The sequence below is a fragment of the Shinella sp. 838 genome, assembly GCF_029623935.1.
GTDB lineage: Bacteria > Pseudomonadota > Alphaproteobacteria > Rhizobiales > Rhizobiaceae > Shinella.
Window position 1 is genome coordinate 215,527 of sequence record NZ_JARSBQ010000011.1, and the last position, 22,269, is coordinate 237,795.

23 protein-coding genes are annotated in these 22,269 nt (G+C 63.7%); 14 read left to right on the forward strand and 9 right to left on the reverse strand.

Features of this window, described 5'->3' with window-relative positions; all coding sequences use genetic code 11:
- Positions 1-32: 32 nt before the first annotated feature.
- Positions 33-527, reverse strand: coding sequence for a peptide deformylase (locus P9A16_RS26645; RefSeq protein ID WP_023514264.1), 495 nt, complete (start codon positions 525-527; stop codon positions 33-35).
- Positions 528-830: 303 nt separating this feature from the next.
- Here P9A16_RS26645 and mgtE point away from each other — a divergent pair, with 303 nt between their 5' ends.
- Both mgtE and P9A16_RS26655 read left to right on the forward strand, forming a co-directional pair.
- A complete protein-coding gene (gene mgtE, locus P9A16_RS26650; protein WP_023514263.1) occupies positions 831-2,261 on the forward strand; it encodes a magnesium transporter in 1,431 nt (476 codons plus the stop codon).
- Between the two features lie 118 nt (positions 2,262-2,379).
- Positions 2,380-2,766: a MerR family transcriptional regulator gene (locus P9A16_RS26655; RefSeq protein WP_023514262.1), complete on the forward strand. Its 387-nt coding sequence runs from the start codon at positions 2,380-2,382 to the stop codon at positions 2,764-2,766.
- Positions 2,767-2,773: 7 nt separating this feature from the next.
- Here the strand turns inward: P9A16_RS26655 and P9A16_RS26660 are convergent, their stop codons facing one another.
- The 3 genes from P9A16_RS26660 to P9A16_RS26670 all read right to left on the reverse strand — a co-directional run bounded on the left by P9A16_RS26660 (position 2,774) and on the right by P9A16_RS26670 (position 5,055).
- Positions 2,774-3,247, reverse strand: a complete 474-nt coding sequence (locus P9A16_RS26660; protein ID WP_023514261.1) for a methyltransferase family protein — start codon at positions 3,245-3,247, stop codon at positions 2,774-2,776.
- Between the two features lie 4 nt (positions 3,248-3,251).
- Positions 3,252-4,289, reverse strand: a complete 1,038-nt coding sequence (locus P9A16_RS26665) for a DUF1624 domain-containing protein (protein WP_024271055.1) — start codon at positions 4,287-4,289, stop codon at positions 3,252-3,254.
- A 76-nt stretch (positions 4,290-4,365) separates the two neighbouring features.
- Complete coding sequence (locus P9A16_RS26670; protein ID WP_023514259.1) at positions 4,366-5,055, reverse strand: DUF599 domain-containing protein; 690 nt, start codon at positions 5,053-5,055, stop codon at positions 4,366-4,368.
- A gap of 577 nt (positions 5,056-5,632) precedes the next feature.
- Between P9A16_RS26670 and P9A16_RS26675 the strand changes: the two genes are divergently transcribed.
- The 3 genes from P9A16_RS26675 to P9A16_RS26685 all read left to right on the forward strand — a co-directional run bounded on the left by P9A16_RS26675 (position 5,633) and on the right by P9A16_RS26685 (position 8,666).
- On the forward strand, positions 5,633-7,033 hold the full coding sequence (locus P9A16_RS26675; protein ID WP_024271056.1) for an L-serine ammonia-lyase: 1,401 nt from the start codon (positions 5,633-5,635) through the stop codon (positions 7,031-7,033).
- A 76-nt stretch (positions 7,034-7,109) separates the two neighbouring features.
- Positions 7,110-7,547: a DUF1489 family protein gene (locus P9A16_RS26680; protein WP_023512285.1), complete on the forward strand. Its 438-nt coding sequence runs from the start codon at positions 7,110-7,112 to the stop codon at positions 7,545-7,547.
- A gap of 84 nt (positions 7,548-7,631) precedes the next feature.
- On the forward strand, positions 7,632-8,666 hold the full coding sequence (locus P9A16_RS26685) for an alpha/beta hydrolase family protein (RefSeq protein WP_023512286.1): 1,035 nt from the start codon (positions 7,632-7,634) through the stop codon (positions 8,664-8,666).
- Here the strand turns inward: P9A16_RS26685 and P9A16_RS26690 are convergent.
- From P9A16_RS26690 to P9A16_RS26705, 4 genes are all read right to left on the reverse strand, one after another.
- On the reverse strand, positions 8,653-9,612 hold the full coding sequence (locus P9A16_RS26690) for a helix-turn-helix domain-containing protein (RefSeq protein WP_278026039.1): 960 nt from the start codon (positions 9,610-9,612) through the stop codon (positions 8,653-8,655). The genes P9A16_RS26685 and P9A16_RS26690 overlap by 14 nt on opposite strands.
- 117 nt (positions 9,613-9,729) lie before the next feature.
- The gene (locus tag P9A16_RS26695) at positions 9,730-10,002 is read right to left on the reverse strand and encodes a hypothetical protein (protein ID WP_023512288.1); all 273 of its coding nucleotides are present in this window, start codon (positions 10,000-10,002) and stop codon (positions 9,730-9,732) included.
- Between the two features lie 164 nt (positions 10,003-10,166).
- A complete protein-coding gene (locus P9A16_RS26700; RefSeq protein WP_023512289.1) occupies positions 10,167-11,543 on the reverse strand; it encodes a D-alanyl-D-alanine carboxypeptidase in 1,377 nt (458 codons plus the stop codon).
- A 210-nt stretch (positions 11,544-11,753) separates the two neighbouring features.
- Positions 11,754-12,518, reverse strand: coding sequence for a hypothetical protein (locus P9A16_RS26705; protein ID WP_023513633.1), 765 nt, complete (start codon positions 12,516-12,518; stop codon positions 11,754-11,756).
- 245 nt (positions 12,519-12,763) lie between these two features.
- On the opposite strand from P9A16_RS26705, the gene P9A16_RS26710 reads away from it, so the two are divergent.
- From P9A16_RS26710 to P9A16_RS26750, 9 genes are all read left to right on the forward strand, one after another.
- A complete protein-coding gene (locus P9A16_RS26710; protein WP_023513634.1) occupies positions 12,764-12,979 on the forward strand; it encodes a hypothetical protein in 216 nt (71 codons plus the stop codon).
- A gap of 199 nt (positions 12,980-13,178) precedes the next feature.
- Entirely contained in the window at positions 13,179-14,195 is a 1,017-nt protein-coding gene (locus P9A16_RS26715) for a septal ring lytic transglycosylase RlpA family protein (RefSeq protein WP_023513635.1), read from the forward strand.
- Between the two features lie 70 nt (positions 14,196-14,265).
- Entirely contained in the window at positions 14,266-15,429 is a 1,164-nt protein-coding gene (locus tag P9A16_RS26720) for a D-alanyl-D-alanine carboxypeptidase family protein (protein WP_023513636.1), read from the forward strand.
- A 124-nt stretch (positions 15,430-15,553) separates the two neighbouring features.
- Positions 15,554-16,237, forward strand: coding sequence for a dTMP kinase (gene tmk / locus P9A16_RS26725; protein WP_023513637.1), 684 nt, complete (start codon positions 15,554-15,556; stop codon positions 16,235-16,237).
- Entirely contained in the window at positions 16,234-17,265 is a 1,032-nt protein-coding gene (locus P9A16_RS26730) for a DNA polymerase III subunit delta' (RefSeq protein ID WP_023513638.1), read from the forward strand. Before tmk ends, P9A16_RS26730 begins: the two co-directional genes overlap by 4 nt.
- Positions 17,266-17,330: 65 nt before the next feature.
- Entirely contained in the window at positions 17,331-17,792 is a 462-nt protein-coding gene (locus tag P9A16_RS26735; protein ID WP_156032048.1) for a hypothetical protein, read from the forward strand.
- A gap of 108 nt (positions 17,793-17,900) precedes the next feature.
- Positions 17,901-19,451, forward strand: a complete 1,551-nt coding sequence (gene metG / locus P9A16_RS26740; RefSeq protein ID WP_023513640.1) for a methionine--tRNA ligase — start codon at positions 17,901-17,903, stop codon at positions 19,449-19,451.
- Entirely contained in the window at positions 19,452-20,231 is a 780-nt protein-coding gene (locus P9A16_RS26745) for a TatD family hydrolase (protein ID WP_023513641.1), read from the forward strand.
- Positions 20,232-20,233: 2 nt separating this feature from the next.
- Complete coding sequence (locus tag P9A16_RS26750) at positions 20,234-21,061, forward strand: MBL fold metallo-hydrolase (RefSeq protein ID WP_023513642.1); 828 nt, start codon at positions 20,234-20,236, stop codon at positions 21,059-21,061.
- Here the strand turns inward: P9A16_RS26750 and P9A16_RS26755 are convergent.
- Positions 21,049-21,993, reverse strand: a complete 945-nt coding sequence (locus P9A16_RS26755; RefSeq protein WP_081870686.1) for a phosphoribosylaminoimidazolesuccinocarboxamide synthase — start codon at positions 21,991-21,993, stop codon at positions 21,049-21,051. The genes P9A16_RS26750 and P9A16_RS26755 overlap by 13 nt on opposite strands.
- Positions 21,994-22,269 lie beyond the last annotated feature (276 nt).

Here is a 22,269-nt window from a genome sequence, read left to right on the forward strand (position 1 = left end):
GATTCCGCTTCGCGCAGAAGAGCTTGCGCGGTTCAGGCCTTGCTCTTGTTGTACTTCTTGACGATGCGCTCGCGCTTCAGCCGCGAAAGGCGGTCGATCCAGAAGATGCCGTCGAGCTGATCGATCTCGTGCTGCAGGCAGACCGAAAGCAGCCCGTCGGCCTCTTCGGTCTTCCGGGCGCCGGAAAGATCCTGGTAGGTGAGGCGGATACGGGCAGGGCGCTCCACCTCGTCGGTCACGCCCGGCATGGAGACGCTGCCTTCGGCGTGGCGCTGCCCTTCCGGCGAAAACCATTCGATATGCGGGTTCACAAAGACCCTCAGCGACCCCGGCCCGTCGAGCTCGATCACCGTCAACCGCTCGAGGATACCGACATGGGCGGCGGTAATGCCGATGCCTGGGGCGGCCCGCATCGTGGTGGCGAGATCCTCGGCGAGCTTGGCAAGCCGCGTATCGAAGACTTCGACCGCCCGGCAAGGCTGGCGCAGGCGCGGATCGGGGTAGCTGATAATGGGAAGGATCGCCATGGGGCCTCCGGGTGCCGGTTGTGCGTCCTTCCTAGCCTGTTTGCGGCAGGGGGAAAATGCCGGACCCGTCCGGGATATCGCGAATCGCGTGATTATCGTGATGTTGCAACAGCTTGCGAATTTTTTGCATCCGGCCGGCTTTTGCCGCGTTCGGCGATGGACCGGCTGCGCTCTTTGCGTTAGCACGAGGTAAGACAACGCGCCCCCAGAGGGGGCGTTGCGCCCGAATCCTCTACGCAATCCCTGCCGTCCCAGCGCCGCCGACATGCCGGGCGGGACGAGCCCGATACAAGGAGCGGCCCGATGGACAACACCGGCGACGATGACCGTATCCATCAGGGGCAGACAGACCACAGTACCTTCGATGGCGAGGACATCTATGCCGAGGACGGTTCGATCCGCTCGGACTTCCTCATGCATGTCGGCGCGGCGATCGCCGATCGCGACCTCCTGTTCCTGCGCAGGCATGTGGCGCGGCTGCATGAATCGGAAATGGGCGACCTGCTGGAGGCGATCCAGCCGGAGCAGCGCCGCCAGCTCGTCTCCCTGCTCGGCGACGATTTCGACCTTGCGGCGCTGACCGAGGTCGACGAGGCGATCCGTCTCGACATCGTCGAGCACATGCCGAACGAGCAGATCGCCGCCGCACTCGGCGAGATGGATTCGGACGACGCCGTCTACATCCTTGAGGACCTCGACCAGGAAGACCAGGAAGAGATCCTTTCCAAGCTGCCGTTCACCGAACGGATCCGCCTGCGCCGCTCGCTGGATTATCCCGAAAGTACGGCCGGGCGCCGCATGCAGACAGAGTTCGTCGCCGTGCCGCCGTTCTGGACGGTGGGCCAGACGATCGACTACCTGCGGGAGGACGCGGACCTGCCGGAGAGCTTTTCGCAGATTTTCGTCATCGACCCGACCTTCCGCCTGCTTGGCGCCATCGATCTTGACCGCGTGCTGCGCGCCAAGCGCGGCGAGAAGATCGAAGCGATCATGCGCGAGACGAACCATCCGATCCCGGCCGAGATGGACCAGGAAGAGGCCGCCCAGCTCTTCGAGCAGTACGACCTTCTTTCCGCGGCCGTCGTCGACGAGAACGGCCGCCTCGTCGGCGTCCTGACCATCGACGACGTGGTCGACGTCATCCAGGAAGAGGCCGAGGAGGACCTGATGCGCCTCGGCGGCGTCGGCGACGAAGAACTCTCCGACACGACCATCGAGACGGTGCGCTCGCGCGCGCCCTGGCTGCTCGTCAATCTCCTGACGGCCTTTATCGCCGCCTCGGTCATCTCGCTCTTCGAGGCGACGATCGAGGAGATCGTCGCGCTCGCCGTGCTGATGCCGATCGTCGCCGGCATGGGCGGCAATGCGGGATCGCAGACGATGACCGTCACCGTGCGGGCGCTCGCCACGCGCAACCTCGACATCCACAATGCCTGGCGTGTCGTGCGGCGCGAGGCGGGTGTCGGCCTGCTGCACGGCCTCGCCTTCGGCCTGATGATCGGCCTCGTGGCGGGTATCTGGTTCCATGATGCCAATATCGGCGGCGTCATCGCGGCGGCCATGCTGATCAACATGAGTGCGGCGGCGCTGGCCGGCATCGCCATTCCGCTCTTCCTCGACAAGGCGGGGGCGGACCCGGCCGTCTCCTCCGCGGTCTTCGTGACCGCGGTCACCGATATTGTCGGCTTCTTCGCATTCCTTGGCCTTGCGACCTGGTGGTTCGCCATCCGCTGAGGTTTTTGCGGGGAACGAACGGGGCGGTTGTCCGTTCGAGAAGAGAGCGGGAAAGAGCAAAAATTGACTTATACGTAAAAGTCAATAAAATGTCCGCCCAGACGAGATCGGAGCAGGCGTGGACAAGTTTTATACCATAACCGAGCTGACGCGCGAATTCGGGGTTTCCACCCGCACACTGCGCTTCTACGAGGACGAGGGGCTGATCAACCCCGAGCGCCGTGGTCGCACGCGCCTCTTCCGCCCGGCCGACCGCCGTCTCATCCAGGAAATCCTGCGTGGCCGGCGTATCGGCTTCACCATCGCCGAGATCCGCGACATCATCCGCGTCTACAAGGACCCGCCGGGCGAGGTGGGGCAGCTGGAACTGCTGATGGCGAAGGTCAGCGAAAAACGTGACGAGCTGCGCCAGAAGCGACGCGACATCGAGGAGACCCTGGCCGAGCTCGACAATGTCGAGGAAGCCTGCCTGACGCGCCTTGCCGAAATCGGCGTCGGCACCTGAGCGGCCGTCAGATCCAGCGCGTCGTCCCGTTGCAATAGCGTTCGAAATCGATGCCGAAGCGCGAGAGCAGGTGCAGCTCCTCGCGCTTGATGGCGACGATGCTCGTCAACACGGCGGCGATCATGGCCGTCACGATGCACCAGGGATTGAGCATCACAAGGCCGATGCCGGCGGTCGCCAGCGTATAGCCGAGATAGATCGGGTTGCGGGTGAAGCGGTAGGGGCCGGATGTCACGAGATGGGTCGAGCAGCGGTTCGGCAGGATCGTCGTGTGGCAGTCGAGCAGCGTGCGCATGGCCCAGACATCCAGCACGATGGCCATGAGGATCAGGATGCCGCCGGCGGTGCGGGCGATCCAGATGTTCGTCTCGGCCGCCGCGAGCGGAAAATACGCCTGGAGCAGGAAGGCCGCCGCGAGCGCCGCGCCGTAGATCAGCGGGGGCCAGGGAAAGGCGAGTGGCTTCATGCGATAGGCGTTCATGATCCTACTCCTTCAGGTCGGTCTTCGTTTCCGCATCGGCCGTGCATTGCGACGAGATCGCGGCAACGCGCTCGTCCTTCGTGACATCGATCGCACCGCGCACAAGGTCGGTGAACAGGTTCTCCTCCGTCAGCCGGTCCAGCGTGCAGCCGCAGAAACTCTGGCAGAACCCGTCGCCGCGCTCGCTTTCGCAGGCGCGCATGCAGCTCTTCGTATAGCCAACGACCGGATCGGCTGCAGGCGCGGGAACCACGAGGGAAAAGCCGTAGACCAGTGCGATCAGCACGGGCTGATGGATAAGGTAGATGGCGAGACTGTGGCGGCCGGCTTTTTCCAAGAGGCTTTTCCACCAGACTTTCGTCTGACCTCCAAAACCCGCCAGCCGCTCGGGAAGAGGGCTTGCGATGAAGAGCTTGCCGAGCACGATGCCGAGCAACACCGGCGCGAGCCAGGGGAGCAGCGGCACATAGTCGTTCGAGCGCGGGACATCGACCGAAAGCCCGACCCACCAGAGGGCCGGATGATCGAAGAGCGGGGCGCGCAGATAAAGCGGCGCCACAATGGCGGCGGCGGCGGCAAGCAGCGTCACGACGATCGGCAGGCGCAGGAAGAGAAGGCCGATGACGCTCGCCGCGGCAATGGCATGCAGGATGCCGAAGAAGATGAATGTTTCCGGGAAGGCGAACCAGGTTGCGATGGTAATCGCGGCTGCCGCCAGTCCGATCTTGCCGAGGCGGATGACGAACGGCCTTGCGCGAAAACCATTGATATGACCGAGCACAAGGCTGAAGCCGGTGAGAAACAGGAAGGAGCCGGCGATCACTCGCGCGAAAATCTTCCAGCCGCCGGTCGTTGCCGTGTCCGGTTCGATGTAGCCGAAAAAACCGAGGTCCCAGGTGAAGTGGTAGATCGCCATCGCGATCAGCGCGAGCGCGCGCAGCTGGTCGATCAGCGGGATACGCGGAAGGCGGCGCGGTGCTGCACCTTCTCCTGCCACATTGCCGTCAATCACCGTCGTCGTCATGGTTCGGGGTCGCCGCATTGCTTTGGTCCATGGGAGAGTGTCACGCCAAGCTTGCGCCGGGCGGATGGCCGAAAGGTGGCCGTCGGAAGGGATGTCAGTCGAGGCGTTCGAGAACGGCGAGGCGCGCCTGCGAATAGAATTGCCGGCGCACAAGCACGACGATGATGCTGACCGTCGTCGCGATGAAGAGGTAAGGGCTGACAAACCAGCCGAGATAGCCGATCGACAGGAAGATGGCGCGAAGCCCCATATTGAAGTGTTTTGCCGCAAGGATGTTCATGCGGATGACCTTGTCGGCGGCAAGGTCGGCGCCGGCCGGGTCCTTGTGGATGTCGCCGCTCATCGGGATCGCGCCGAGCAGGATCGTGCAGTAGTTGAAAAGACGGTAGGACCAGCCGAACTTGAAGAAGGCATAGCCGAAGATGCCGGCAAGGCCGCCGACCTTGAGCTCGAACCCGGCACGGCTGCCCTGGAAGACCACCGGCAGGTCGCTGAAAATGGCAAAGACCTGCTCCGTGGCGCCGAGCAGCGCGAAACAGCCGCCGAGCGCCAGGATCGAGGTTGAAGCGAAGAAGGCCGTGCCGTTCTGCAGGCCGGCCATGATCTGGGTGTCGATCATGCGCAGGTCGCGGTGCATCGCGTTGCGGATCCACACGGCGCGCTGCGAGCTCATCGCCCGCGTGAGGCTGACGCGGTCGAAGAGTTTCGCCCGTTCCGTGATCCAGGAATATCCCGTCCACAGCAGCAGGAAGAGGGCGAGGGCGATGAAATCCGGTGTGCTCATGGCCAAGCGTTGTGCCATGGATTCCGCATTTTGCAAGCGCCGGAAAGGTGGCTGCACGGGGCTGTTCAGATCTTGGGCAAAAAGGCGGCGAGCCCCTGTCGCCGTCCCACCCTCCAACCGTCTGATTTTGCGACATGTCATGCGTCTGACGCGGGGCTCCTATGAGAACAGCGCCTTGGTTTCGCCATTTTTCGCGATTGCGGTTTCATGAATTCTTCATTAAACAGGGCGTCATGCAGGGTCGTCTCGGCCATTGCAACGACATCTTCCAATCGGGGAAATCATGGAAAGTACCGTTCAGAAATCCTGCTGGGGCGTCACCGCCCGTGCAGTCCTCGGTTTTGGCGCAGTTCTGGTCATCGCCTATCTTTTCGGCGGCATCTGAAAACACCGGCCTGTCACCCTTACATGAACAGCGTGCTTCTCCACGAAGCACGCTGTTTTTGTTTCAAGGCCTGTTGGAAGGGACATGTCGCGCAGGTAAAACCCGATGTCGGGAGATCGCCTTAAGTGCGCCGCATGATGGCGTAGCTTCAGGGATCAGCGCGCCTGCCGAGGCAAGGGAGAAGTTCGGGACATGTTTCTTTCGGTATTCGATGTTTTCAAGATCGGGATTGGGCCGTCGAGCTCCCACACGATGGGACCGATGTCGGCGGCGAACCGCTTTCTCGACCTGATCCTCTCCGCCGACTGGCCGCGGCCATCGGGCGCGCAGGTCGCGACGATCCGCATGAGCCTGCACGGTTCGCTTGCCTATACAGGCGTCGGCCACGGCTCCGACCGCGCCGTCATCCTCGGCCTGATGGGCGAGCGGCCCGATTCGGTCGATCCGGACCGCATGGACGATATCGTCGGCGAGGTGGAGCGCACCGGCCGCATCACGCCGCCGGGCCATCCCGGTTATGCCTTCCGGCCGAAGGATGACCTGATCTTCGACAAGAAGAACCCGCTGCCCGGCCATGCCAACGGCATGACCTTCTCGGCCTATGACCGCGACGACCGGCTGCTGCTGAAACGCATCTACTATTCCGTCGGCGGCGGCTTCGTCGTCACCGATACGGAACTGGAACAGATGCGCACCAGCAAGGCGAAGGCGGGCGACAAGAAGGTGCCGTTCCCCTTCGCCTCGGCAAAGCAGATGCTGGAAATGGCCGAACGCTCCGGCATGACGATCGCGCAGATGAAGCGCGCCAACGAGGAAGCGAGCATGTCGCGCGTGGAGCTGGATGCCGGCCTCGACCGCATCTGGGGCGCGATGAAGAGCTGCATCGACCGTGGCCTCAAGAATGAGGGCATCATGCCCGGCGGCCTGAAGGTGCGCCGCCGCGCCCGCTCGATCCACGACAAGCTGCAGGAGGAGTGGCGCTCCAACAAGGCGAACCCGCTGCTCGCCAATGACTGGCTGTCCGTCTATGCCATGGCGGTCAACGAGGAGAATGCGGCAGGCGGCCGTGTTGTCACCTCGCCGACCAACGGCGCGGCCGGCGTCGTGCCCGCGACGATCCGCTACTACCTGCATTTCCATGAGGATGCCGACCAGGACGGCATTCGCGACTATCTGCTGACGGCGGCGGCCGTCGGTGGCATCATCAAGCACAACGCCTCCATCTCGGGCGCCGAAGTCGGCTGCCAGGGCGAGGTGGGGTCCGCCTCCGCCATGGCCGCCGCGGGCCTTGCCGCCGTGATGGGCGGTTCGCCGGCACAGGTGGAGAATGCCGCGGAAATCGCGCTGGAACACCACCTCGGCATGACCTGCGATCCCATTGCCGGCCTCGTCCAGGTGCCCTGCATCGAGCGCAACGCGCTCGGCGCGGTGAAGGCGGTGACGGCCGCCTCGCTTGCCATCAAGGGCGACGGCACGCATTTCGTTCCGCTCGACGCCTGCATCGAGACGATGCGCCAGACGGGCGTCGACATGAACGAGAAATACAAGGAAACCTCCACAGGCGGCCTCGCCGTCAACGTGGTGGAGTGCTGAGGCTTTCGCGGCGAACGCTGTGGAGTGCGACACGGCGGCCCCTTGACCGGGCCGCCGCAAGAGCGTTCAAAGGGGCATGGCCCTGCATCTCATCAAACTCTGTGTCGGCGCGGACTCGATCGAGGACCTGCGCGAATGGGTGTCCGAACGCTCGCTGATCGCGATCGCCGCGGGCATGGAACCGCATTCGAGCCACATCACCCGCATGGTGCCCAAGCGCGATCAGGACCTGCTCGAGGGCGGTTCGCTCTACTGGGTGATCAAGGGCCAGGTGCAGGCGCGCCAGCGGCTGCTCGATATCAAGACCTTCACGGATACCGACGGCATTTCGCGTTGCGAGCTGGTGCTGGGCCCCGAGGTCATCGAGACCGAACTGCAGCCGCGCCGCGCCTTCCAGGGCTGGCGCTATCTTGCGGATGACGACGCGCCGCGCGACCTGAAGAACATGGGCGACGGTACGGCCGACCTGCCGCTGGATCTGCGCCGCGAACTCGCCGAACTCGGCCTGCTCTGAAATCCGGCGTCCTCAATCGCGTTTCAGGTCTCTTTCCTGCGCTGCTTGCCACATCCCGAGCCTCGTTCAACCAACGAGGCCTCCATGCTGAAAATACTCCTTCTTGCCACCGCGCTTTTCCTTGCCGTCGCGACATCCAGTCGTGCCGACGGGATCGGCGTCCGCGATCTGAGGATCGCCGGATCCTCTGAGTCTCGCGCGCTCTTCGCTGTCGTCTGGTATCCGACGCCCGATACCGGACCGATGGAAACCGTCGCGGAAAATCTGACCTTTCAGGGCATTGCGGCAATCCGTGGTGCCCGGGTGGGTGAGGGGATGCACCCGCTCGTCGTGCTGTCCCACGGCTATGGCGGAAGCTGGCGCAATCTGAGCTGGCTCGCCGGCGAACTCGCCGCGCGGGGCTACATCGTCGCCGCGCCCGACCACCCCGGCACCACGACTTTCGACCGGGATCCAGCAGAGGCGGCAAAGCTCTGGGAACGGCCGCGCGATCTCAGCCGCCTCATCGACGCGTTGCGGGCCGACAATGGCTTGGCCGCTCACATCGACGCGAAACGCATTGCCGTCGTCGGCCATTCGCTCGGCGGCTGGACGGCCGCGGCCCTCGCCGGCGCGCGTTTCGATACGCAGCGGTTTATCGCGGATTGCAAGATGAATGCGAGCCCGCGGGCCTGTAGTCTGACGACGGAGCTCGGACTGGACGGCAGAGGCGATGGTCGTCGGCGACTTGAGGATGATCTTGGCGACCCGCGCATTGGCGCTTTCGTCTCGCTCGATCTTGGTCTGGCACGCGGCTTTTCTCCCGAAAGCCTCGCCGCGCTTCGCCTGCCCGCACTGGTGATCGCGGCCGGCATCGATATCGGCGACATGCCGGCCGAACGGGAATCCGGTTATCTGGCAAAAGGGCTTCCGGCAAAGGGCAGTGTCTACACCGTCATCCCGGATGCCATGCATTTCAGCTTCCTGCAGATCTGCAAGCCGGGCGCGGCCGAGAGGATCGAGGCGGAAACGCCCGGAGACGGCATCGTCTGCAAGGACGGCGGCCCCCGGGGACGGGCGGCGATCCACCGCGAGGTCGCCGATCGCATCATCACCTTCCTGGGCGTCAGTTTTCGATAGGGGATCGGCGATAGTCGCTCGGGTTTTGGCCGGTAGCCCTCAGGAATTCCCGGTTAAAGTTCGACTTGGTCTGGAAACCGGCCTCAAACATGATGGTGGTGACCGGCAAATCGGTCTCCGTCAGCAGGCGCTTGGCCTCCTCGATGCGGTAGCCGTTGACGAGTTGCGAGACGTTGCGGCTTACCAAACGATTGACGGCGCCTGAAATATGTCGCGCCGGAAGACCTGCGCGTCGCGCGATCCGGTTCAAAGTGAGGTCCGGGTCGCGGAAGAGTTTACGCTCCCGCATCAAGCGGTCGATCGCTGCCAGAATCCGACCGTCGTCTTCCCTCGGTACACGCAGCGGCTCGGGGGCCGTTTCCTCTCCGGCATCGACCGGCAGGCTCCGTCCGACGGTCGCGACGGCGTAGGCAACGGCGGACAGGAGAAGAAGGTTGCCCGCAGCCACGATCCGGGCCGCATGATTGCCGCTGTAGAAGCCGAAATCGACGGCGATGAGGAGATCGACGAACGCCGAGACGATGAGCACGCCGCCCGCCATGCCGGCCGCCTTGCGGGCTCGGTTCGCATCGCTCAGCCGCACCGCGGCAAAACCGTCCGGTCCGGCCCCGGCGAGGCGCAGCAGGGCGACCCCGTAGCCGATATAGAGAAGCGCGAGCAGCAGATCGATCGGGGAACGCCAGACCTGCCAGCCGGCGGACGCAAAAAGGACGAGGGCGACGGGCAGCCCGTGCAGCCAGCGGGCCTTGCTGCGCGCCGCCCGACCTGCCGTGAAGCAGAACCAGGCGATGGGCGGCAGCGCTGCGGCAACGACGGGTTGGAGGAACCGTGCAAACGGCGCGTCGAAGGACCACCGGACACCGACTGCCAACGCAACGACGACGCAGGCAGCAACGAAGCCGATGGCGGGCCGAAGCGCGGTTTCATGCAGCAGCACCAGCTTCACGAGAAGGATGGCAAGCAGGAGTGCGATGATGAAGGGGAGTGGGATTGCCGGCATCGTTCCTGCACAGCAAATGTGGGGCCGCTTTGCAAGGCCCTCGTCGGCCGGTTCAAGCGGCGGTCAGCGCAGGCGCAGGCGCACCGGGTGGCGGCGTTCGCTGACGCCGACATGGAGATGGATCCCGGCGGCCGGCTGGCCCGAACGCCAGGCTCTGGCACCATGGGCGAGCAGCATGCCGACGAGATCCTTCGTCCTGTTGCGCGAACGGCCGAGCCCGATATCCGCGATCCGCATCGCTGCCTCGTGCAGCGGGTGGAGCGTGCCTTTCAGCGAGCGGCGTTTTTCCGCGCCGGCTGCGGGGGGGACATCGAACAGGTTCTCGTTCATCGCCATAATCTGCCTCGTACGCATTACCCAATCGAGGATGGCAGAGCCGCTTTCACGGCATTCCGCCTGCCTTGCTCCGCAGTCCCGGGACGCACTACCTGTCCGGTGACGTTGCGGGGGCAAGGCGGTAGTAGAGGGGCGCGCCGAACCGCTGGCGGCCCCGGTCGTCCTTACTGCTGGCTGGCCCAGCAGGCGAAACCCTTGCGCTTCAGCGCCTTGCAAGCCGCAGCAGCGCCGTTCTGGTTGTCGAAGCCGCCGAAGCGGGCGCGGTAAAGCTGCTGGCTACCGCTGTTGACGGCAACGGTGAAGGGCTGCGCGCTGGAAAGCGCCTTGCCACCCTGGTTCTTCGCCTTCGAAAGCAGGTCCTGCGCCTGGCCCTTGTCGGGCGTTGCGCCGATCTGGATGACCCACCCCGAGGGCGCGGCATCGGAAGCGACGGCGGCAACCGTGGAGGAGGTGGTGAGTTCGTCGAGCGAACCGCCGGTATCGCCCTGTTCCGTCAGGTCTGCCGGCGGCACGGCTGCATCGCGCTGGATCTTCAGCGTTGCGGCCAGCGCGCGTTTGCCGACGACTTCCGAGGTCGACGTCGCGGCATAGGCCGTCTCGATTCGGGCTTCGTTGTAGCGGTAGGTCGGTACCGGGCCGTTTTCCGGCAGGTCGAGGCCGGCGGACACCGATGCGGTCGATGCGGTGGTGGCCTTGCTAGCGACTTCGGCGGTCAGCGTCGGCGCATCCTTCGTTTCGGCGATCAGGTCGCCGCCGCCGCGGCGCGAGGCCTTCGGCATGTAGGTAGCGATGAGCTTGCGCATCTGCTGGTCGCGGGCAGCGCCGGATCGGCCGCCGATGACCACGCCGACGACGCTGCGTCCGTCTGCAACGGCCGAAGTAACGAGATTATAACCGGACGCGCGGGTATAGCCGGTCTTGATGCCATCGACGCCGCGCACGGTGCCAAGCAGCCGGTTGTGGCCGCGAATGGTCTGCTTGCCGAAGCGGAAGCTGCCCACCGAGAAATAGTCGTAATACTGCGGGAAATGCTGGCGCAGCGCGATGCCGAGGCGGGCCTGGTCGCGGGCGGTGGTTACCTGCGCCGTGTTGGGAAGGCCGTTGGCGTTGCGATAGACGGTACGCGTCATGCCGAGCGCCCGGGCCTTCTGCGTCATCATGCGGGCGAAGCGCTCTTCGGAGCCGCCGAGGAATTCGGCCAGCGCCGTGGAGGCGTCGTTCGCCGAGCGGGTGATGAGGCCGAGCATCGCCTGCTCTACGGTGATCGAATTGCCGACGCCGACGCCGAGTTTTGTCGGCGGCTCGCTTGCAGCGTTCTTCGAGAAGGGGACGCGGGTGTTGAGGCGGATCTTTCCGGCCTCCAGCGCCTCGAAGGTGAGGTACAGCGTCATCATCTTGGTGAGCGATGCGGGATAACGCAGCGCATCGGCATCCTCGCTGTAGAGCACCTTGCCCGTCTTGGCGTCGATGACAATGCCGGAATATTTCGGATTGGCTTCGGCCGGGGTGGCGACGGCGACGGTGGCGACCATTCCGATCATCACCAAACCTTTCGCCGCAGTGGCAATTGCCTGGCAGGAGCGGGGGAGGAAATCGAGGAATACGGAACGGGACACTACGTTACTCTTCATTCTCGGATTGCACATGTTGCCCGGGCGTGACCTCCCGGATCGACCATTTCTGGCACAGTAGCGGGATAGCGTTACCAATCGGTTTATGATGAATCATTGGTTTCTGAGATTGGTGCGGTTTTATCGGCCAAGGCCGGTGGAGGAGGATGGGCGGCCGTTGCGGATGAGCGACCGGCCGAGATAGTCCCGAATGCGGACTTCCATGGCCTGCCACTGCGGCAAAAGTCTGCTCGAAAAACGGTAAAGCACGGAAAGATCCTGGCCGATGTGGATATCGCGTTGGCAATCGGCGCTGGTCGACTGTGCTTCGTCGGCCGGCATCATGCAGCGCACCGCATAGTCGGAGCCGTCGGGCAGGCGGCCCGTGAAGAACACCTCGTCGCCATAACCGGAATTTTCCTTCAGGCGCCGCAGGACGAGGCCGGCGGGGCCTGGCTCGAACGTGTCGCCGAAGAGGTGGCTGTAGATCGGCCCCATTCGGCCGGACATGTCCTTCGACATGGTGCTCTGCGAAAGATTGAGGAAGACCAGGCCTTCAGGGCGGTTGGCATCGTTGAACCGGCCGCGGTCCGCGTTGGAATAACCCCGCATTTCCGGCCAGGTGAGGTAGAGATCGACGCGTTCGGTGCGACCCGTCTGGCGCTGCTCCTCGAAGCGGATCGTGTTGGCGGGGAGGCGGATATGGTCCTGACCGATCACGACGTCGACAGGCTCGGCATTCTCGGTGTGACCGGCCAGCGCGATACGCTCGCCGAGAACGCGCCCGGCAATGCTGATCGCCACCGTCAGACCCGCCAGCACGGCAACGCCGATCGTCAGTCGCGTCAGAAGACGATGGGAGATGAGGGGGGCGTGTTCGTCATTGCCGGTCGCTGCCGCTGTCATCTCTTCCGCTTTCGATGATCCGGCCGGAATCGGCTACCTGCGCCATCTCGACCCTATGCGGAGCCTCTGCGAACAGGGTTAATTTTTGGTTGAGATCGGGCGCTGGCAACCGATCCGCCCTGTACCGCTTCGGGGCCGAGGGCTGCAAGATTTCCCGACTTGTTGCTGACGCATTCTGCTCCTAGATTCCTGGTCGCACCCGACAGCAATCAATGCCGGCTGGATGCGGAACAGGGGAGGCAGCCATGGACGTGCTTCGAGACCCCACGCATATCGGCATATTCGAGCCGCAGGACCTCGTCGTCCTGCAAGGCGTCTTCACCCGATTGGCGGCGGAAAACACCCCGAGCCTCGACGAAGCCCGCGCAAGGTCACTCGCCCGGTCGATCATCACGCTTTATAGACATGGCGTGCGCGACCCCGAGCAACTCTTCGACGCGCTGCAGGTTCAGGCCTCGTGAAACTGACGATGATGGATGGGCGGCCCATTTAACCAAGCATAAACCATGAATCATGGAAGCTTGCTGCGGGGTTCCCATCCATTCGCAATTTCGCCATGTTATTGGCATGATTAACGGACTGTTATTTACTGAGTGGCATTGACGGCCGACTTGCAGGGGCAAGGCAGTTGGCTGGCGCACCGTCGGGGACAATAGCGGCGTGGGACATAAAAAATCGACGATCAAGACGACCCGGTTCGGCACGAGCTTGCGGTTGTTGACTATTCCGCTGATCTGCGCGGGCCTTGCAGCCTGTGCGACGACCACGCCCGCACCCAAGAAAAAGGTGCGCAGCAAGGAATATTTCTCCGAGTCGGAATATGGCGTGAAGGCGAGCCCGCGCGTCGTTGAGGAAGGGCAGGCCGTGCCGAAGGGCGGCGGCCGCTACCAGGTCGGCAAAGCCTATCAGGTTCGCGGCAAGTGGTATCAGCCGAAGGAAGAGCCGGGCTACAACAAGACCGGCCTTGCCTCCTGGTATGGTTCCGCCTTCCACGGCCGCAAGACGGCGAACGGCGAGGTCTACGACAAGTATCATCTCTCCGCCGCGCATCCGACCTTCCCGCTGCCGAGCTATGCGCGTGTCACGAACATGGAAAACGGCACGTCCGTCGTCGTGCGCGTCAACGATCGCGGTCCGTACCATGCCGGCCGGGTGATTGACGTCTCTTCCAAGACGGCAGACCTCCTCGACATGAAGCGCACCGGCACGGCCAAGGTGCGGGTGCAGTATGTCGGCAAGGCCCCGCTCGACGGCAATGACATGCCCTATCTCATGGCCTCGTACGTCACCAAGGGGTCACGTGTTCCGGCGGTCGATCCGGGTGGGCAGATCGCCACGGGCGTCATGGTGGCCTCGGCAGACAACCGAATGCTGCCGAGCGACGGCCAGGGCGAGGGCGTGCTGAGGGTTCCGGCCGAAAGCACGATGACGGCGCTCGCCAAGACGACACCGACCTCGGACGCCTTCCAGGTGATGGAACAATTCGTCATGCTGCCGGAGATCGGTCCGATGCCGATCGAGCGGCCGAACTTCGTGCCGCAGCTTTCGGCCGAGCCGAGCTATGCCGCGGCTTATGCGGACGAGCGCGTGCGCGATGCCGCCGGCGCCTTCGATGCCATCCTGACGATCGACGGCAGGCTGACGCCGCTCTCGGCGCTTGCCGACAACGCGGGCTGATCGCCCGCGTTCCCAAAGCCGTTTGCGCATCGCGGGCGGCTGTGGGAGTGTGACGACATCCGGAGTCGCCATGCATCGCCGCCTTTTCGCCGTCCTCATTTTCCTGCTCTCCGTTACGAGCCCAGCGTTTGCCCAGTCGGCTGCGCCGCAGGCCGGTTTCGACGTCAAGGCCAGGCAGGTCTACCTCATCGAGGCGGAGACCGGCACGGTGCTGTTCGCGCGCGCAGAGGATGACGCGGTGCCGGCCGCCTCGCTTGCCAAGCTGATGACCATGGCAAGCGTCTTCAAGGCACTTTCGGCCGGCGAGGCGACCCTCGACACGACCTATCCGGTTACCGAATACGCCTGGCGCACCGGCGGTGCACCGTCGCGCACCTCCACGATGTTCGCGGCGCTGAAATCCGCCCCGCGCGTCGAGGACCTCGTCCGTGGCGTCACCGTGCAATTCGCCAACGACGCCTGCATCATCCTCGCCGAGGGGCTTGCCGGTTCGGAAACGGCCTTTGCCGAACGGATGACGGCAGAGGCGAGGGCGCTCGGGCTTGTAAAATCAAACTTTGCCAACGCCACCGGCCTGCCGAACCCTGGCAACAAAGTGACGATGCGCGAGATGGTGATACTCGCCCGACATCTGCAAACCACCTACCCGCAGCACATGCGCTACTATCTCGAACCGGAGTTCGAGTGGAACAAGATAAAGCAGCGCAACCGCAATCCGCTGTTGGCGCTCAACATCGGCGTGACGGGCTTCGTCACCGGCTTTTCGGAGGAGGGCGGCTATTCCGTCGTCGCCGCCGTGAACCGCGACGGCAAACATCTCCTGCTTGCCATGGGCGGGATGGAGAACGACAAGGCGCGCATCGAGGAATCCCGTCGTATCATCGAATGGGCGCTGTCCTCCTTCGAACGGCGCACGCTCTTTAAGGAAGGCGAGCCTATCGCGGATGCCAGCGTCTATGGCGGCGATGCCGCGACCGTGCCGCTCGTCGCCGGCGAGCAGGTGGACGTCTTTCTGCCGAAGGACAATTCGCAGCGGCTCGTCGCGCGCGTCGTCTACACCTGGCCGGTGCGCGCGCCGGTGACGCCGGGGCAGGCGGTCGGCACGCTGAAAATCTGGAACGACAAGCAGCTCTTGCGCGAGGTTCCGGTAAAGACGGCGGGCACCGTCGGCGTCGGCACGTTGCGGGCGCGGGCGCTCGATGCGCTGATCGAACTGTTCTTCTTCTGGATTTGACATCTTCTGGACGTGGCAGGCCCCAACGGGGCGAAAAGCGTTTCGCCGGCCGGAAACATGGGGTAGTAGTGTCCCGAGTCATGCCGGCCGTGCCGGATATCGCGCAGAAAGACGGAAACAGGATTTGTCGGCCGCACCGGGTTTGTTTGTCACGTTCGAGGGCGGCGAGGGCGCCGGAAAGTCGACGCAGATCCGGCTTCTGGCCGAAGCCCTGCGCGCACGCGGCCTCACCGTACTGATGACGCGTGAGCCGGGTGGCTCCAGGGGCGCGGAGGCGGTGCGTCACGTTCTCCTTTCGGGTGCCGCCGAGCCTTATGGCATCCGCATGGAGGCCGTGCTTTTTGCCGCCGCGCGCAGCGACCATGTCGAAGAGATCATCCGCCCGGCGCTTGCCTCCGGCACGGTCGTGCTGTGCGATCGCTTCATGGATTCCTCCCGCGTCTATCAGGGCATTACCGGCAATCTCGAACAGCCGTTCGTCGAAGCGCTGGAGCGCGTCGCGATCAACGGGGTCGTGCCCGACTGCACGATCATCTTCGACCTGCCTGCCGCCATCGGCCTCGAGCGTGCCCGCAAGCGCGGCGCCGGCGGGAGCGAGGCGCCCGACCGCTTCGAGAAGGAAGAGCTGGAAACCCACGAAAAGCGCCGCGAGGCCTTTCTCGACATCGCAGAGCGCGAACCGCTGCGCTGCCGCGTGGTGGATGCGACAAAGGCCCAGGACGTGATCGCGGCCGAGGTGCTTGCCCTCGTCGAACCGCTTTTGCCCATCGGCGCCCGCGGCAACCGGGACCCGGAGCACATCTCGTGAGCGAGGATCGGCCCGGCATTCTCGACGGCGCAGTGCATCCCGCCGAGCAGACGAAACTCTTCGGCCACACCGAGGCGGCGACGTTTCTCGCACGCTCTTACCGCTCCGGCAAAGGGCACCATGCGATCCTGATCGAGGGCCCCGAGGGTATCGGCAAGGCGACGCTCGCCTTCCGTTTCGCCAACCATGTCCTTCACCATCCGGAGCCCGCAGACGCGCCGGAAACGATCGCCGATCCGTCGCCCGCATCGCCGATCACCCGGCAGCTCGCTGCCGGCGCGTCGCACAATCTCCTGCATCTCAGCCGCCCGGCCGATGAGAAGACCGGCAAGGTGAAGGCCTTCATCACGGTCGACGAGGTGCGCAAGGCCGGCAAATTCCTCGCGCAGACATCGGGCACGGGCAACTGGCGCATCGTCATCATCGACCCCGCCGACGATCTCAACCGCAACGCCGCCAACGCCATCCTGAAAATCCTTGAGGAGCCGCCAAAACGCTCGCTCTTCCTGGTGCTGACCCACGCCCCCGGAAAACTCCTGCCGACCATCCGCTCACGCTGCCTGCCGCTATCGCTTTCGCCGCTGTCGCAGGACGATCTGGCCGCTGCCCTCGACAGTCTCGGTGCATCACCATCCGGCCCACGGGCAGGGGAGGTGCTGTCCGCCGCCCATGGCAGCGTTTCCGAAGCGCTCAAACTCACCAACTACGGCGGCTTCGATATCGTGGAGGCCTTCCGCACCATCGTGGAGGCTCCGGCCGAGCCGCCGCGCCGCGACGTGCACAAGCTCGCCGACGTGCTTTCCGCGAAGGACAGCGACACGGTCTTTTCGTTCTTCTGCCAGCATGTCACCGATTTCGTGACGGACGCCGCCCGCAGCGCCGCGCTCTCCGGCGACCTCTCCCGCGCCGACCGCCTTGCCCATCTCTCCTCGCAGCTCGGCGAACGCATCACCGTCGCGGGGGCCTACAATCTCGATCGCAAGCAGACGATCATCACCGTGCTCGACGACATCCGGGCCTCTCTCTAGTTTCACGCCATAGTTATGGCCCGGTTTCATGCGGTCTTGGATGACCGTTTGGAATCGGAATGGTCATGCCGGCACTTTTGCTTCTCTGCCTTCTCTTCGGGGCGTTTTTTCATGCCGCCGACGCCTTTTCGGCCGAAATTCCGGGTGGCATGCCCTTTCCGGTCCAGACGGCGATTGTTCAGGAAAACGGCGATCCGATCATCGGGGCCGTCCTGTGTGCGTTCGATACCGATTGCACGCTCCTTGCAGAAGACGCTCAAGGGTTTCGGCTTTCGCTTAAAGTGCCCTACGGCCGCCATTGCTTCCCGAAGCGACTTTCGCTGCGCTGCGTGTCCGGCGATTGCTCGTTTTTGAACGGCAGTTCGTCCGTGGAGTTTGGTGAAGAACGGGAATTCCCGTTCTTTGAGGGAAGTTTTGGGCGAGAACTGGTCTATCGGCAGCGAACCAAACTGGGCAGCGTTCTCCTGATCGCGCCGGATTTCATCAACCGCTGCCGCATGCCATCATCGATGTTGCGGCGAAGCTGACGTCTTTTGGAGCACGGCAGCGCAACAACGGAAACTTGCTGTTTCCCTTGCCGTCCTCATGGTCTAATACCTTGCGGCATTGCACAACCGAAGACAGAACGCACGCTCATGACCGACACGTCCCGTTTCTACATCACGACCGCCATTTCCTATCCGAACGGCAAGCCGCATATCGGCCATGCCTACGAGCTGATCGCGACGGACGCCATGGCGCGTTACCAGCGGCTCGATGGGCGCGATGTGTTCTTCCTGACCGGCACGGACGAGCACGGCCAGAAGATGCAGCAGACGGCGCGCAAGGAGGGCATTACGCCGCGTGAACTCGCTGACCGGAATTCGAAAGAATTCAAGGATATGGCCGTTCTTCTGAATGCGTCCAACGACGACTTCATCCGCACGACGGAAGAGCGCCACTACGAGGCCTGCGCCGAGATCTGGCGCCGCATGGCCGCCAATGGCGACATCTACAAGGGCGGTTATGCCGGCTGGTATTCCGTGCGTGACGAAGCCTATTACCAGGAAAACGAGACGGAGAAGCGCGACGACGGCGTGCGCTACGGACCGCAGGGCACGCCCGTCGAATGGGTGGAGGAGGAGAGCTACTTCTTCCGCCTGTCCGACTATCAGGAAAAGCTCCTGAAGCACTACGAGGACAATCCTGATTTCATCGGCCCCGCCGAGCGCCGCAACGAGGTGATCTCCTTCGTCAAGTCGGGCCTCAAGGACCTTTCGGTCTCGCGCACCACCTTCGACTGGGGCATTCCGGTTCCGGGCGATCCTGCCCATGTCATGTATGTCTGGGTCGACGCGTTGACCAACTACATCACCGCGACCGGCTACATGACCGATCCCGAGGGCCCGCGCGCCAAGTACTGGCCGGCGAACATCCATATCATCGGCAAGGACATCATCCGCTTCCACGCCGTCTACTGGCCTGCGTTCCTGATGTCGGCGGGCCTGCCGCTGCCCGAGCGCGTCTTCGCCCACGGCTTCCTGCTCAATAAGGGCGAGAAGATGTCGAAGTCGCTCGGCAACGTGGTCGATCCGGTCAACCTCGTCAACCATTTCGGCCTCGACCCGATCCGCTACTTTTTCCTGCGCGAAGTCTCCTTCGGCCAGGACGGCAGCTACAGCGAAGAGGGCATCGCGACCCGCATCAACTCGGACCTCGCCAACGGCATCGGCAACCTTGCCAGCCGCTCGCTGTCGATGATCGTCAAGAACTGCGACGGCAAGGTGCCGGAATGCGGTGCGCTCTCGGACGCCGACCGCGCCATGCTCGCCTCCGTCGATGCACTGCATGCGATCACCCGCGAGGAGATGGGCAAGCAGCAGATCCACAAGGCGCTGGCGGCGATCATCGCCGTCGTCTCGGAGGCCGACCGCTATTTTGCCGGCGAAGCGCCGTGGGCACTGAAGAAGACCGACCCGGTTCGCATGGGCACCGTGCTCTATGTGACGGCGGAAGTCGTGCGCCAGATCGCGATCCTCTTGCAGCCCTTCATGCCGAAATCCAGCCGCAAGCTGCTCGATCTCGTTGCCGCGCCCGTCGAAAAGCGCGATTTCGCGGCGCTTGGCGAAGCCGGCCGTCTTGTCAGCGGCACGCCGCTGGACGCGCCGACCCCGGTCTTCCCGCGTTATGTCGCGCCCGAGGCGTAAATGCTGATCGATACGCATTGCCATCTGGATTTCCCCGATTTCGAGGCGGAGCGCGACGACATCGTCGCGCGCGCCCACGCGGCCGGGGTAAAGCAGATGATCACCATCTCGACACGGGTGAAGAAGTTTCCGACGATTTTGGCGATCGCCGAAAAATACCCGTCGGTGTTCTGCTCGGTCGGCACCCACCCGCACAATGCGGACGAGGAGCTGGATGTTCCGGTTTCCGAGTTGGTTGAACTGTCAAAACATCCACGCGTCGTGGCGATCGGCGAGGCGGGCCTCGACTATTTTTACGACAATGCACCGCGCGAGGCGCAGGCTATCGGCCTCCGAAACCACATCGCCGCCGCGCGGGAGACCGGGCTACCGCTGGTCATCCACAGCCGCGCGGCGGATGAGGACATGGCAGCGATCCTGAGCGAGGAAACGGGGAAGGGGGCCTTTCCCTTCCTGCTGCACTGCTTCTCGTCCGGGCCGGAGCTCGCCCGTATCGGCGTGGAGCTGGGCGGCTACGTCTCGTTCTCCGGTATCCTCACTTTCCCGAAATCGGAAGAGCTGCGCGAGATCGCCAAAACCGTGCCGCTGGAACGCATGCTGGTCGAGACCGACGCGCCCTACCTTGCGCCAAAACCTTACCGCGGAAAACGCAACGAACCGGCCTATGTGGCGCACACCGCCGCCGTGCTGGCGGAAACCGTCGGCGCCAGCGCAGACGAGATCGCCCGCATCACCACCGAAAACGCCTTCCGCATTTTTTCCAAGATGCCGCGGGTGTAACCTTGGCCTTTACGCGGCGCTTCACCATTCTCGGCTGCGGCTCGTCGCCCGGCGTGCCGCGCATCACCGGTGACTGGGGCGCCTGCGATCCCGCCAACCCGAAGAACCGCCGTACCCGCGCCGCCTTCCTCGTCGAGCAGATCGGCCCGGAGGGCACGACGACCGTGGTCATCGATACAGGGCCGGATTTCCGCGCGCAGATGATCGCCGCGCGCGTCGAAACCATCGATGCGGTGCTCTATACCCACGCCCATGCCGACCATATCCACGGCATCGACGACATCAGGGGGTTTGTGCTGCAGAACCACAGGCAGGTGCCGATCTGGGCCGATCCGGTGACGATGGAGCGCATCCGCGAAGGCTTCGGCTATTGCCTTAAGACCCCGCCGGGCAGCATGTATCCGCCGATCGTGACGGAGAACCTGATCGAGCCGATGGACAGGCCCGTGACGATCGACGGGCGAGGGGGCGCCATTACCTTCCAGCCCCTGCTCCAGGTGCACGGCTCCATCCATTCGCTCGGCTTCCGCATCGGTGATGTCGCCTATTGCAGCGACATCAGCGACTTCCCGGGCGAAACCGTCCCGCGCCTCAAAGACCTAGACATGCTGATCGTCGATGCGCTGCAATACCGCTTCCACTCCAGCCATCTGTCGCTCAGCCAGGCCTTGGAGTGGATTGAACGGCTGAAGCCGGCGCGCGCCATCCTGACCCATATGCATGTGCCGCTCGACTACGACACGGTACAAAAAGAAACGCCGGATCATGTCGAACCGGCGTATGATGGTCTCAGCTTCGAGATCGTGCTTGCGGACGATCAGGCGAAATAGGGCTTCAGGTTCTCGCGGATGCGCTCCAGCACCGTCGCGCCCGAAAGATCGGGCACAAAAGTCTTGCCGGTGATCTGCTCGAAAGCTTGAATATAGACCTTCGAGGTCTGCTCGACGAGCTCGCGCGGGATTTCGGGGATCGGGTCCTTGTAGGGATCGCAGCGCTCGGTGACCCAGGCGCGCACGAAATCCTTGTCGAAGCTTGCCGGACGCCCGCCCGTCGCAAAACTCTGCTCGTAGCTGTCGGCGATCCAGTACCGGCTCGAATCCGGCGTGTGGATTTCGTCGGCAAGCACGATGCGGCCGTCCTTGTCCGTGCCGAATTCATACTTGGTGTCGACGAGGATCAGCCCGCGTTCGGCCGCACGGGCCTGACCGCGCGCAAACAGTGCCAGCGCATAGCGCGACACGGTTTCCCATTGTTCTGCCGTCAGCAGGCCCTGGGCGAGGATTTCGTCGCCGGACAACGGTTCGTCATGGCCGCCGTCGAACGCCTTGCTGGTCGGCGTGATGATCGGCTCGGGCAGCTTTTCGTTGTCCCTCAGGCCATCCGGCAGCGTGATGCCGTACATCTGGCGCTCGCCCTTGCGGTATTTTGTCAGGATCGAGGTGCTGGTCGTGCCGGCGAGATAACCGCGCACGACGATCTCGACGGGCAGGATATCGAGCCGCGTGCCGATGACGACATTCGGGTCCGGATAGGAAATGACATGGTTCGGGCAGATATCGGCGGTTTCCTCGAACCAGTAGCGCGCCGTCTGCGTCAGCACCTGGCCCTTGAAGGGAATGGCCGTAAGGATCACATCGAAGGCACTGAGCCGGTCCGTCGCGATGATGATACGGCTGCCGTCCGGCAGGTCGTAGTTCTCGCGGACTTTCCCGTTGTAGCGGTTCGGCAGTTCCGGGATATGGGCGTCGGAGAGAATGCGCAACTCACTCATCGGGACAGGCTTTCGCTGTTGGTTTCGTCTGCCGTTTCGCTTAAGGCCACGGGTGGTGAAGGGTCAAGGCGCAAACCGGACTTTTGGAGGGTTCGGCGGTTTTACAGACAGGAGTAAGTTCCATAATCTATCTTATGTGATTTATTTATGTAGCCGCAAAGTTAAAGTGTCCTGATCCTGCAAAGTTGGAATGTCACTCTCCCCGGGTTTTGATGACCTGGGAGATTGCGGATGGGATTGATTGCGATGAGCGAGCGCGATCTGCAG

Bases quoted from the DNA above. Each gene is read 5' to 3' on its own strand.
- P9A16_RS26645 (WP_023514264.1), bottom strand. From the start codon at position 527: ATGGCGATCCTTCCCATTATCAGCTACCCCGATCCGCGCCTGCGCCAG.
- mgtE (WP_023514263.1), top strand. From the start codon at position 831: ATGGACAACACCGGCGACGATGACCGTATCCATCAGGGGCAGACAGAC.
- P9A16_RS26660 (WP_023514261.1), bottom strand. From the start codon at position 3,247: ATGAACGCCTATCGCATGAAGCCACTCGCCTTTCCCTGGCCCCCGCTG.
- P9A16_RS26665 (WP_024271055.1), bottom strand. From the start codon at position 4,289: ATGCGGCGACCCCGAACCATGACGACGACGGTGATTGACGGCAATGTG.
- P9A16_RS26670 (WP_023514259.1), bottom strand. From the start codon at position 5,055: ATGAGCACACCGGATTTCATCGCCCTCGCCCTCTTCCTGCTGCTGTGG.
- P9A16_RS26675 (WP_024271056.1), top strand. From the start codon at position 5,633: ATGTTTCTTTCGGTATTCGATGTTTTCAAGATCGGGATTGGGCCGTCG.
- P9A16_RS26680 (WP_023512285.1), top strand. From the start codon at position 7,110: ATGGCCCTGCATCTCATCAAACTCTGTGTCGGCGCGGACTCGATCGAG.
- P9A16_RS26685 (WP_023512286.1), top strand. From the start codon at position 7,632: ATGCTGAAAATACTCCTTCTTGCCACCGCGCTTTTCCTTGCCGTCGCG.
- P9A16_RS26695 (WP_023512288.1), bottom strand. From the start codon at position 10,002: ATGGCGATGAACGAGAACCTGTTCGATGTCCCCCCCGCAGCCGGCGCG.
- P9A16_RS26700 (WP_023512289.1), bottom strand. From the start codon at position 11,543: ATGATCGGAATGGTCGCCACCGTCGCCGTCGCCACCCCGGCCGAAGCC.
- P9A16_RS26705 (WP_023513633.1), bottom strand. From the start codon at position 12,518: ATGACAGCGGCAGCGACCGGCAATGACGAACACGCCCCCCTCATCTCC.
- P9A16_RS26710 (WP_023513634.1), top strand. From the start codon at position 12,764: ATGGACGTGCTTCGAGACCCCACGCATATCGGCATATTCGAGCCGCAG.
- P9A16_RS26720 (WP_023513636.1), top strand. From the start codon at position 14,266: ATGCATCGCCGCCTTTTCGCCGTCCTCATTTTCCTGCTCTCCGTTACG.
- P9A16_RS26735 (WP_156032048.1), top strand. From the start codon at position 17,331: ATGCCGGCACTTTTGCTTCTCTGCCTTCTCTTCGGGGCGTTTTTTCAT.
- metG (WP_023513640.1), top strand. From the start codon at position 17,901: ATGACCGACACGTCCCGTTTCTACATCACGACCGCCATTTCCTATCCG.
- P9A16_RS26745 (WP_023513641.1), top strand. From the start codon at position 19,452: ATGCTGATCGATACGCATTGCCATCTGGATTTCCCCGATTTCGAGGCG.